This is a genomic window from Isoptericola aurantiacus, assembly GCF_044769875.1.
Lineage (GTDB): Bacteria > Actinomycetota > Actinomycetes > Actinomycetales > Cellulomonadaceae > Isoptericola > Isoptericola aurantiacus.
In genome coordinates this window covers 285,676-295,785 of record NZ_JBJBAE010000005.1, presented here as the reverse complement: position 1 = coordinate 295,785, position 10,110 = coordinate 285,676, and the positions used below count along the sequence as shown (strand labels likewise).

10 protein-coding genes and 1 riboswitch are annotated in these 10,110 nt (G+C 74.9%); of the genes, 7 read left to right on the top strand and 3 right to left on the bottom strand.

The window, feature by feature from the left end; genetic code table 11:
* Positions 1–164 precede the first annotated feature (164 nt).
* The 4 genes from ACIQLL_RS15105 (at position 165) to ACIQLL_RS15090 (ending at position 3,795) form a co-directional block, all read left to right on the top strand.
* On the top strand, positions 165–1,394 hold the full coding sequence (locus ACIQLL_RS15105) for an AGE family epimerase/isomerase (RefSeq protein WP_402468799.1): 1,230 nt from the start codon (positions 165–167) through the stop codon (positions 1,392–1,394).
* 75 nt (positions 1,395–1,469) lie between these two features.
* Complete coding sequence (locus ACIQLL_RS15100; protein WP_402468797.1) at positions 1,470–1,928, top strand: RrF2 family transcriptional regulator; 459 nt, start codon at positions 1,470–1,472, stop codon at positions 1,926–1,928.
* 119 nt (positions 1,929–2,047) lie between these two features.
* The gene (locus ACIQLL_RS15095) at positions 2,048–2,968 is read left to right on the top strand and encodes a sulfite exporter TauE/SafE family protein (RefSeq protein ID WP_402468794.1); all 921 of its coding nucleotides are present in this window, start codon (positions 2,048–2,050) and stop codon (positions 2,966–2,968) included.
* 92 nt (positions 2,969–3,060) lie between these two features.
* Positions 3,061–3,795 (top strand): PAS and ANTAR domain-containing protein, encoded by a 735-nt coding sequence (locus ACIQLL_RS15090; RefSeq protein ID WP_402468792.1) that lies wholly within the window; start codon positions 3,061–3,063, stop codon positions 3,793–3,795.
* 70 nt (positions 3,796–3,865) lie between these two features.
* Here ACIQLL_RS15090 and ACIQLL_RS15085 read toward each other — a convergent pair whose 3' ends face one another.
* A complete protein-coding gene (locus ACIQLL_RS15085; protein ID WP_402468789.1) occupies positions 3,866–4,150 on the bottom strand; it encodes a DUF4235 domain-containing protein in 285 nt (94 codons plus the stop codon).
* 81 nt (positions 4,151–4,231) lie between these two features.
* Positions 4,232–4,335: riboswitch (TPP riboswitch) on the top strand.
* 55 nt (positions 4,336–4,390) lie between these two features.
* On the opposite strand from ACIQLL_RS15085, the gene ACIQLL_RS15080 reads away from it, so the two are divergent.
* The 3 genes from ACIQLL_RS15080 to ACIQLL_RS15070 are packed head-to-tail and all read left to right on the top strand — an operon-like array spanning position 4,391 to position 8,024.
* Positions 4,391–5,500 carry a thiamine ABC transporter substrate-binding protein gene (locus ACIQLL_RS15080; RefSeq protein ID WP_402468787.1) on the top strand — a complete coding sequence of 370 codons (1,110 nt, stop codon included), beginning with the start codon at positions 4,391–4,393 and terminating at the stop codon, positions 5,498–5,500.
* The gene (locus tag ACIQLL_RS15075) at positions 5,497–7,260 is read left to right on the top strand and encodes an ABC transporter permease (protein ID WP_402468785.1); all 1,764 of its coding nucleotides are present in this window, start codon (positions 5,497–5,499) and stop codon (positions 7,258–7,260) included. The genes ACIQLL_RS15080 and ACIQLL_RS15075 overlap by 4 nt, the downstream gene beginning before the upstream one ends.
* Positions 7,260–8,024 carry an ABC transporter ATP-binding protein gene (locus ACIQLL_RS15070; protein ID WP_402468783.1) on the top strand — a complete coding sequence of 255 codons (765 nt, stop codon included), beginning with the start codon at positions 7,260–7,262 and terminating at the stop codon, positions 8,022–8,024. Before ACIQLL_RS15075 ends, ACIQLL_RS15070 begins: the two co-directional genes overlap by 1 nt.
* A 3-nt stretch (positions 8,025–8,027) precedes the next feature.
* On the opposite strand, the gene ACIQLL_RS15065 is transcribed toward ACIQLL_RS15070, so the two are convergent.
* A complete protein-coding gene (locus ACIQLL_RS15065; RefSeq protein WP_402468780.1) occupies positions 8,028–8,771 on the bottom strand; it encodes a response regulator transcription factor in 744 nt (247 codons plus the stop codon).
* The gene (locus ACIQLL_RS15060; protein WP_402468777.1) at positions 8,768–10,045 is read right to left on the bottom strand and encodes a sensor histidine kinase; all 1,278 of its coding nucleotides are present in this window, start codon (positions 10,043–10,045) and stop codon (positions 8,768–8,770) included. The genes ACIQLL_RS15065 and ACIQLL_RS15060 overlap by 4 nt, the downstream gene beginning before the upstream one ends.
* Between the last annotated feature and the right edge of the window lie 65 nt (positions 10,046–10,110).

The following is a 10,110-nucleotide window of genomic DNA, read 5'->3' as shown; positions in this document are numbered from 1 at the left end:
TAGGACGCCGCCGGACACCCTTCACAACAGGCCCCCCAACCACCGGTTGGGGGGCCTGTTGCACACCCCCACCCACCACCCCCGCCCGCGACACCGACCGGGCGCCGGCCGGGTAAGTTCGTCCACGGCAGCGATGAAGCGGTTGAGTAGTGGAGGGTGTGCTGATGAGCGATGACATGACGAGCCGGATCGAGGACTCCCCGACGACGCACGACGTGAAGACCTGGCGCCGTGCCGAGCTCGGGCGGCTCCTCGAGTTCGGAGCGGCGTCGCTCCGGTCCGACGGTGGTGCGTCCTGGCTGGACGACGAGGGCCGGCCCGAGGTGGGTCGGCCGGTCGAGACCTGGATCACGGCGCGGATGGCCCATTCGTACGCGCTGAGCAGTCTGCTCGGGTTCCCGGGCGGCCGTGATCGAGCGGAGCTGGCGCTCTCCGGGCTGACGGGGCCGCTGCAGGACCCGGTGCACGGTGGTTGGTTCGCTTCCGTCGGTCCGGACGCGGCGATCGACGGCACGAAGGCCGCGTACGCCCACGCGTTCGTGGTGCTCGCGGCGTCGAGCGGTGTCCAGGCCGGCGTGCCGTCCGCCGGTGCTCTGCTCGACGAGGCGTTGACCGTCCTCGAGCAGCACTTCTGGGACGCCGACCAGACCCTGCTCGTCGACGAGTGGGACCGCTCGTGGACGACCCTGTCCCCCTATCGCGGCATCAACGCCAACATGCACGGGGTCGAGGCCATGCTGGCCGCGGCCGACGCCACCGACGACCCGCTCTGGCGTGCTCGCGCCGCCGGGGTGGCGGACCGGGTGGTGCAGTGGGCGCGCAGCACGTCGTGGCGTATCCCCGAGCACTTCACGAGCGACTGGCGCCCGGACCTGGAGCTCAACGCCGACAACCCCCGTGACCGGTTCAAGCCCTACGGGTCGACGCCGGGCCACGGCTTCGAGTGGGCGCGCCTGCTGCTCCAGGTCGACGCCGCACAGGGCACCGAGGGTCGGCGCACCGCGGCGGCGCGGGAGCTGTTCGACCGTGCTGCGGCCGACGGCTTCGACGGGTCCGGTTTCGTCTACACGGTCGACTGGGACGGCGCCGCCGTCGAGAGGCGGCGTTTCCACTGGGTGGCGGCCGAGGCGGTGGCTGCTGCCGAGGTGCTGGCCGCGGTCACGGGCGAGGACCGGTTCGTCGAGCTGTCCCAGCAGTGGTGGATCCTGATCCGCGAGCGGTTCGTGGACGACCGCGGCTCGTGGCACCACGAGCTGGATCCTGAGAACGCTCCGTCCCAGGACGTCTGGCAGGGCAAGCCCGACATCTACCACGCGGTCCAGGCGGTGCTCGTCCCGGACCTGCCGGTGACGGGGTCGTTCGCCGAGTCCGCCCGCCGTTCCGGGAGCTGGTGAACGCACCGTGCAGCGGGTCCGGCCGGGCCTCTACCATGGCTGCTCCGAGCTGAGCACCGACCGGGAGGGACGACTGTGAGGGTCTCCGCCAAGGCCGACTACGCCGTTCGCGCGACGGCGGAGCTCGCCGCAGCACCCGATGCGAGCCCGGTGCCGGCGGAGGTGCTGGCCCAGGCGCAGGACATCCCGCACCGGTTCCTCGAGGCCATCCTGCGGGACCTGCGTCGCGAGGGCGTGGTCGCGAGCCGGCGGGGCGCGTCGGGCGGGTACGTCCTCGCGCGCCCCGCCGAGCAGGTCACGGTGGCCGACGTCGTCCGTGCCGTCGACGGCCCGCTCGTCTTCGTCCGCGACCACCGGCCCTCCGACCTCGACTACACGGGGGCCGCCTCGACCCTGCTCGACGTCTGGGTGGCCCTGCGGGTCAACGTCCGTGCCGTCCTGGAGCAGGTGACGATGGCCGACCTCGCCGCCGGGACGGTGCCCGACGGCGTCCGGCACCTCACGCGTACGGACGGAGCCTGGGAGAACAACTGACCGCGCCCCCTGCGGTTCGGGCCCCACCACCTCTCGAATACCATTGAATCCGACCAGACTGATCGGGTATGTTCAGATCCACCGCGGCGCTCCGCCGCGACCGGACGGAAGGAACTCCCGTGCAGACACTCGTTCTCCTGGCTCTCGTCGGGCTCGGCGCGCAGCTCGTCGACGGCAGCCTGGGCATGGCCTACGGCGTCACCTCGACCACGCTGCTGCTGGCGATCGGCACCAACCCCGCGGCGGCGTCGGCCACCGTCCACCTGGCCGAGATCGGCACGACGCTCGCCTCGGGGGCGTCGCACTGGCGATTCGGCAACGTCGACTGGAAGGTCGTCGCCCGGATCGGCATCCCGGGCGCCGTGGGCGCGTTCCTCGGCGCGACCTTCCTGTCGTGGCTGGCCACCGATCTCGCCAAGCCGCTGATGTCCGTGCTGCTGCTGGGGCTCGGCCTGTACGTGCTGCTGCGCTTCACGTTCCGCGGTCTGCGGACCGACCGGCTCGGCCAGCCGCTGCGTCGCCGGTTCCTGACGCCGCTCGGGCTCGTCGCCGGGTTCATGGACGCCACGGGCGGTGGCGGCTGGGGTCCGGTCGGGACGCCGGCGATCCTGGCGAGCGGACGCCTCGAGCCGCGCAAGGTCATCGGGTCGATCGACACCAGCGAGTTCTTCGTCGCCGTCGCCGCCAGCCTCGGGTTCTTCGTCGGTCTCGGGACGGCCGGGATCGACCCGGCGTGGGCTCTCGCGCTGCTCGCCGGCGGACTCGTCGCCGCACCGATCGCGGCCTGGCTGGTGCGTCTCGTGCCGCCACGCGTCCTCGGTTCGGCCGTGGGCGGCATCATCGTCCTGACCAACACACGCACGCTGCTCCAGGCGTTCGAGGCCCCGAGCGGCTGGACGACGGCGGCGCTGGCGTTCGTCGCCGTCGTCTGGGCCGCGGCCGTCACCTGGTCGGTGCGGGCCCACCTCGCCGCGCAGCGGGCCGAGGCGTCGGCCGGGACGGACACGGGGGTGGGGGCGGTCGAACCCGCCCGGGGGTGAAGCTCGCCGCTCCGGTGGCGGTTCCCGTGCGCGACGGTACGGTGGGCCCATCCGACCCGACCGGCGGCCGAGCCGGTCGGCAGGGGGTGGAGATGAGCGCGCCGACGTCGTCGCACCGGACCGTCCGGGGCGGCACCGGGCTGTCCGGGATCGCGGAGTCCCTGGCGGTCGGTGCGCAGCTCGTCGTGGGGCGCTACCGGGTCGATGTCGCCTCGGGGCGGACCTGGTGGTCCGACGAGGTCTACCGGATGCACGGCCGCGAACCCGGTGACGTCGAGCCGAGCCTCGACGTCCTGCGGTCCCGCATCCACCCGGACGACCGCGCCCGGCTGTCACGGACCGCGGGTGTGGCACTGCGCACCGGGCGGCCGTTCGGCAGCGGCTTCCGGATCGTCGACTCGCACGGCAAGTCGCGCACCGTGGTGGTCACGGGGGAGGGGCGCCACGAACCGGACGGCGAGATCACCCAGGTCGGCGGCTACGTCCTGGACGCCAGCCCGCTCACCCGGGAGGCGCTCGAGCGGGAGTCCCACCGGGCGGTCGGCCGCGCGATGGCGGCCACGGCGGCCGTCGAGCAGGTCAAGGGCGCGATCATGGTGGTCCGTGGGATCTCGGAACCCGCGGCCGCCGACGTGCTCAGCCAGGTCGCCGCGCGCAAGGGGGTGGCCGTGCACTCGGCGGCGGCCCAGGTGATGGAAGCCCTGGGCTGCGGCGAGGGGCCGTCGGCCGAGCGCCTCGAGAACGCGCTCGCCGCCGTCCACGTCGTCGACCGCCCCCGCGGGCACGAGGCGCAGCTCGCCCGACGCCGTCAGGGCGACCGCGACTGAGGCGTCCGGGCGTCCCGACGGCTTCTCGGCCGACGCGGTGGCGCCGCCCTCGGGACGAGGGCGTTGCCGGTCAGACGACGGAGACGTCGCGCGCCCGGCGGTCGACGGCCTTGACGACGCCCTGGCGGGCCAGGCGCCGCGCGAACACGGCGACGCCACCGGTCACCGCGGCGAAGGTGATCGCCTGGACGATCGGGATGTCGTCGGCGTCCAGGTCGATCGGGGCGTCGTTGCCGGTCGCCTTCTCCCAGATCACCTTGATGAGCTTCTGCGCCACCCAGCCGGCGACGAGCGTCGCGGCCATGGTGCCGACCTTGACGGCCAGCGTCGGCTCGGACTGCTCTGACTTCTCCACGGATCCTCCTGTTGCTCGGTGCGCAGCACGTCCGCCGGGCGGACGCCACCACCGTAGCGTGCGGCGGGTGTGTAGGCTCGGGGGGAACGACAGGGGAGCGCCCACGGCGCTGAGAGTGCGGACCACCGCAGACCCTCGAACCTGATCCGGCTCGCACCGGTGGAGGAAGTCGGGCTTCTCGACCCGTCGACCCGTGGCACGGGCCGGCGGACCCCCTTCTCGCACGTCTGAGGAGGACGCATGACCATCCGTACCCGCCGCACCCTCGCGGCACTCGCCGTCGTGGGCCTGGTGCCCGCGCTCGCCGCCTGCACGGGGGAGGACGCCCCGGGCGAGTCCGGGAGCACGCCGGTGCCCGCCGACAGCGCCGCGAGCGCCGGCCCCGCCGAGCTGTCCGGCACCGTCACGCTCGTCACGCACGACTCCTTCGCGCTCGGCGACGGGCTGCTGGAGTCGTTCGAGTCCGAGACCGGGCTGACGGTCGAGCAGGTCGCGGTCGGGGACGCCGGCACGCTGGTCAACCAGCTCGTGCTCACCGCGGACTCACCCCTGGGGGACGTCGTCTACGGCGTCGACAACACGTTCGCCTCACGGGCGGTCGACGCGGGCGTGTTCGAGCCGTACCAGCCGGCCGGTCTCGACGACTCGGCGGCGAGCCTGGTCGGGGACGGGCTGGACGGTCTCACCCCGATCGACAAGGGCGACGTCTGCCTGAACGTCGACACGGCCTGGTTCGACGACGTGGACGTCGAGCCGCCCGCCACGTTCACCGACCTCCTCGACCCGGAGTACGCGGACCTGACGGTCGTGACCAACCCGGCCACGTCGTCGCCGGGCTTCGCGTTCCTGCTGGCCACGGTCGAGGAGTTCGGCGAGGACGGCTGGCAGGACTACTGGTCGCAGCTCGCCGACAACGGCCTCAAGGTGGCCGACGGCTGGAACGACGCCTACTACGTCGACTTCTCCGGTGCCGGCGAGGGCGGCGAACGTCCGATCGTGCTGTCCTACGCCACGTCGCCGGCGTTCACGGTGACGCAGGACGGCGACGCGACGACGACGGCGGCGCTGCTGGACACGTGCTTCCGGCAGGTCGAGTACGCGGGGGTGCTCAGCGGTACGGACAACCCGGACGGTGCGCGGGCCCTGGTGGACTTCCTGGCCTCGGACGAGGTGCAGGCGGACGTCCCGGGAAGCATGTACATGTACCCGGCGGACGCCTCGGTGGAGCTGCCGGCCGAGTGGGAGCAGTTCGCGCCGCTCGCCGAGGAGCCGCACGACGTGGCGCCGGCGGAGATCGACGCGCACCGTGACGAGTGGATCGAGCAGTGGACGGCGACGGTCATCGGTTGAGCGCCGGGAGCGACCCGGGGGCCCCGGCCGCGAGCCGGACGCGCGGCGCGGAGGTCCGGTCGCGCCGCCGCGTCCGTCCGGGAGCATGGCTGGGCTGGGGACTCGCGGCCGGCCTGCCGCTGCTGTTCCTCGGCGTGTTCTTCGCGTGGCCGGTGGTCGCGCTGGTCGTGCAGGGCTTCTTCGCCGACGACGGCGTGGGCGGGCGGGTGCTGGACCTCTCGGGGTTCGCGGAGGTCCTGAGCCGCCCGCGGACCTGGCGTGTGGTCGGCCAGACGCTCGCCCAGGCCTCCGTCGGGACGGTCGTCAGCGTCCTGCTCGGGCTGCCCGCGGCGTATGTCCTGTACAGATGTCGGTTCCCCGGACGTACGCTCGCCCGCGCTCTGGTGACCGTCCCGTTCGTGCTGCCCACCGTCGTCGTCGGCGTCGCCTTCCGCGCGCTCTTCGCGCCGTCCGGGGCGCTCGGCGGGCTCGGGTTCGAGGCGTCGTTCGCCGGGATCGTCGTCGCGCTGGTGTTCTTCAACTACGCGGTGGTGGTCCGCACGGTCGGCGGGCTCTGGGAGCGCCTCGACCCGCGGGCCGAGCAGGCGGCCCGCTCGCTCGGCGCGACCCCGTGGCGCGCGTTCCGCACCGTGACGCTCCCTGCGCTCGGCCCGGCGATCGCCTCGGCCGCGTCCGTCGTGTTCCTGTTCTGCTCGACGGCGTTCGGCGTCGTGCTCGTCCTCGGCGGCACCCGCTACGGCACGATCGAGACCGAGATCTGGATCCGCACCACCCAGTTCCTCGACCTGCGCTCGGCGGCGGTCCTCAGCGTGCTGCAGCTCGTCGTCGTCGCCACCGCGCTGGTCGTCAGCTCCCGGCTGCGCACCGGGCGGGAACGCGCGCTGGCCCTGAACAGCGACCGTTCCGCCGCGCACCGCCTCGACCTGCGCCGGGCGGCGGACGCCCTGCCCGCCGCGGCCACCGCCGTCGTCGTCGCCGTCCTGCTCGTCCTGCCGCTGGCGGGTCTGGTGGCCCGTTCGTTCCAGGGCCCCGACGGCACCTGGGGGCTGGACAACTACGTGGCCCTGGGGACCACCGGCGGCCGCAACGCGCTGACCGTCACCGTCTGGGAGGCCACGGCCACCTCGTTGCGCACCGCGACGCTCGCCGCGCTCCTCGCCGTCGTGATCGGCGGGCTCGTCGCGCTGGTGGTGTCCCGGCGCCCCCGGTCCGCCGGCCTGCGCCGCACCGTCGGCGTGCTGGACGGCGTGTTCATGCTCCCGCTCGGTGTGTCCGCCGTGACCGTCGGCTTCGGCTTCCTCATCACGCTCGACCGGCCGCTCGGGTTCGACGTCGACCTGCGCACCTCGGGACTGCTGGTGCCGATCGCGCAGGCGGTCGTCGCGATCCCGCTCGTCGTGCGCACCGTCCTGCCCGTCCTGCGCGCCGTCGACCCGCGGCTGCGCGAGGTCGCCGCCACCCTCGGTGCCGCACCCGGACGCGTGCTGCGCACCGTGGACGGCCCGCTGGCGGCCCGGTCGCTCGGGCTGGCGATCGGGTTCGCGTTCGCCGTCTCGCTCGGCGAGTTCGGCGCGACCTCGTTCCTCGCCCGCCCCGACGCCGCGACGCTGCCGGTGGTGATCTTCCGCCTCATCGGGCAGCCCGGCGCGCAGAACTACGGGATGGCGCTCGCGGCGTCGGTGGTGCTGGCGGCGCTCACGGCGGGCGTCATGATGGTGGCCGAGCGGCTGCGCGGCGACGCGGCCGGAGGGGAGTTCTGATGGCGGTGCCCACCGGACGGAGCGCGGGCCTGAGCGTGCGCGACGTCGTCGTGCGCTACGGCGTCGAGGGCTCGCGCCGCCGCCGTGCGGGCATCGGCACGACGGCGGTGGCCGGTGTGTCGCTGGACGTCGCGGCCGGCGAGATCGTCGCCCTGCTCGGCCCGAGCGGGTGCGGCAAGTCGTCCCTGCTGCGGGCCGTGGCGGGCCTGGAACCCCTCGCCCACGGGTCCGTCGCGTTCGACGGGGCGAACCTGGCGGGCGTCCCGGTGCACCGGCGCGGCTTCGGGCTGCTCTTCCAGGACGGTCAGCTCTTCCCGCACCGCGACGTCGGACGGAACGTGGCCTACGGTCTCGAGGTGCAGGGGATGCCGCGCCCCGACCGCGAGGAGCGGGTGGCGGAGCTGCTCGACGACGTCGGGCTGGCCGGGTACGCGCGGCGGGCCGTGGTGACGCTGTCCGGAGGGGAGCGGCAGCGGGTCGCGCTGGCCCGGGCGCTGGCCCCGCGGCCGCGGCTGCTGCTGCTGGACGAGCCCCTCTCGGCGCTCGACCGGCAGCTGCGCGAACGCCTCGCCGTCGACGTGCGCGACGCCCTGCGCTCCACGGGGACCACGGCGGTGTTCGTCACGCACGACCACACCGAGGCGTTCACCGTCGCCGACCGCGTCGCCGTCATGGACGCCGGCCGCGTGCTGCAGGTGGACACCCCGGACCTGCTGCGGGCCGAGCCGGCGTCCGTGCGGGTCGCGGAGTTCCTGGGGCTCTGAGCGCTAGAGACTGCCGCTGGTCCCGACGCTGGTCCCGGCGTCGGGACCGGCGTCGGGACCGGCGTCGTGCACGAGCAGCGCCACCTGCGTCCGGTTCTCCAGGCCGAGCTTGTCCAGGAGCTGGGAGACGTGCGCCTTGACCGTGGGAACGCTGAGGTAGAGGCGCGTGGCGATCTCGGCGTTCGACGCTCCCCGCCCGATCTCGCGGGCGACGTCGCGCTCCCGCGGCGTGAGGATCCCCAGGGCGGCGCGGGCACGCCGTCGGGTGCCGCCCGCACCCGCCACCGTGTCCATGAGGCGACGGGCGACGTCGGGTGCGAGCACGGGCTCACCCCAGGCGGCTGCTCGTACCGCGGCGGCGATGCGGGCCGGCGGCATGTCCTTGAGCAGGTAGCCCGCGGCTCCCGCCTGCAGGGCACCCCCGACCTCCTCGGCGGTGTCGAACGTGGTCAGGACGACGACGGCGGGCGGCGAGGGCCGCGCGCGCACCCGGCGGGTCGCGTCGATGCCGCCCACGCCGGGCATCCGCAGGTCCATGAGCACGACGTCGGCCGGGTGGGCGTCGAGCACGCCGGGGACCTCGCTCCCGTCCGCGGCCTCGGCGACCACCCGCAGCCCGTCGGCGCCGTCGAGCATGAGTCGCAGCCCGGCGCGCACCAGGGCGTCGTCGTCCACGAGCACCACCCGCACGCCCGGGATCTCGGCGGGCGAGCCGCTCGGGGACGCGACGTCGGGGATCGGGGTCATCGGTCCCACGGTAGCCAGGCCTCCAGCACGAAGCCGCCGCCGGCGTCGTCCGCGACGGGGACCGGTCCCGCACCGCCCTCCTGCCGAGCGCACGTGCCGGCCTCGAGCCGGCCGCCGAGCACCGTGACCCGCTCGCGCAGTCCGACCAGCCCGGTGCCGGTACCCGGCGCGACCGGTGCTCCCGCGCGGACCGCGAGGCCGCCCGGCGCCTCGACGCCACCCGGCGCCGGGGAGCCGCCGTCGTCCACCACGCGGACCCTGACGTCGGCCGACCCGACCGTGAGCGTCACGCGGACCGCGGCACCGGGGGCGTGCCGCCGGGCGTTGGTGAGTCCCTCCTGCACGACGCGGAAGACGGCGACAGCCACCGGTCCCGGAACCTGTTCGGCACCGGCCGCCGGTGGCCCCGCCCAGGTCACGTCCTGACCGGCCGACCGGGCCTCGGCCACCAGGCGGGCGACGTCGTCGAGCCCCGGTACCGGGCCGAGGTCGCCGGGTGCGGCCCGCAGGAGACGGATCACCTGCCGCAGGTCCTCGAGGGCGTCGCTGACGCCGGCGCGCACCCGTCCGGCCGCGGCGGCCAGCTGTGCCGGGTCGCCGTCCGGCCGGTACTCCAGGGCGCCCGCCGTCGCGGCGAGGAGCGAGAGGCGGTGGGCGAGCGTGTCGTGCATCTCGCGCGCGATCCGGGTGCGCTCCGCCGTGCGGGCCTCGTCGACGCGTCGAGCCTGCTCGGCCTCGGCGCGCCGGGCCCGGTCGCGCAGCGACCACAGCACCGCGGCGCGCTCGCGGGCCCAGGCGCCCCAGCCGAGCAGCGCGGCGTGGACCGCGACGTCGCACAGCAGCCACCACCCCAGCGGGAGGCCGACCGGCCGCCACAGCGCCTGCACCGCGTGCCCGACGGCTCCTGCCGCGGCCACCGGGACGGCGGTTCGCAGGGGGTACCAGCGCGCCACCTGCAACGTCGCGGCCGTCGCCGCCGGGGTCGCCGCGCCGGAGACCGCGGCGAGCGCCGCCAGGGTCAGTGTGGCGGGCACGGCGCGGCGGGACCACAGCAGCGGGAGCAGAGCCAGCGCCGCGACGGCCGTGCCGACGTCGACCCAGGCCGGGACCCCCGGCGAGGCCCCCGCAGCCAGCACCGTGATCGTGGCGGCGGCGGTCAGCACGGCGAGCGCGAACCACGCGGCGGCCAGGACGCCGACCGGGAGCCGCGGGGCGCCGTCGGCCACGGGTGGGCACTCCGCCGGTGCGCGTGAGCTGTTGGTCGAGGTGGTCATGGTGCCGAACCTAGGCGGCGCGGGCCACGGCCGACACCGACGAAGGTCGGGGGTCGTCCGCTCCG

Coding starts and splice junctions, on each gene's coding strand:
- ACIQLL_RS15105 (WP_402468799.1), top strand. CDS start 165: ATGAGCGATGACATGACGAGCCGGATCGAGGACTCCCCGACGACGCAC.
- ACIQLL_RS15090 (WP_402468792.1), top strand. CDS start 3,061: ATGAGCGCGCCGACGTCGTCGCACCGGACCGTCCGGGGCGGCACCGGG.
- ACIQLL_RS15080 (WP_402468787.1), top strand. CDS start 4,391: ATGACCATCCGTACCCGCCGCACCCTCGCGGCACTCGCCGTCGTGGGC.
- ACIQLL_RS15070 (WP_402468783.1), top strand. CDS start 7,260: ATGGCGGTGCCCACCGGACGGAGCGCGGGCCTGAGCGTGCGCGACGTC.
- ACIQLL_RS15065 (WP_402468780.1), bottom strand. CDS start 8,771: ATGACCCCGATCCCCGACGTCGCGTCCCCGAGCGGCTCGCCCGCCGAG.
- ACIQLL_RS15060 (WP_402468777.1), bottom strand. CDS start 10,045: ATGACCACCTCGACCAACAGCTCACGCGCACCGGCGGAGTGCCCACCC.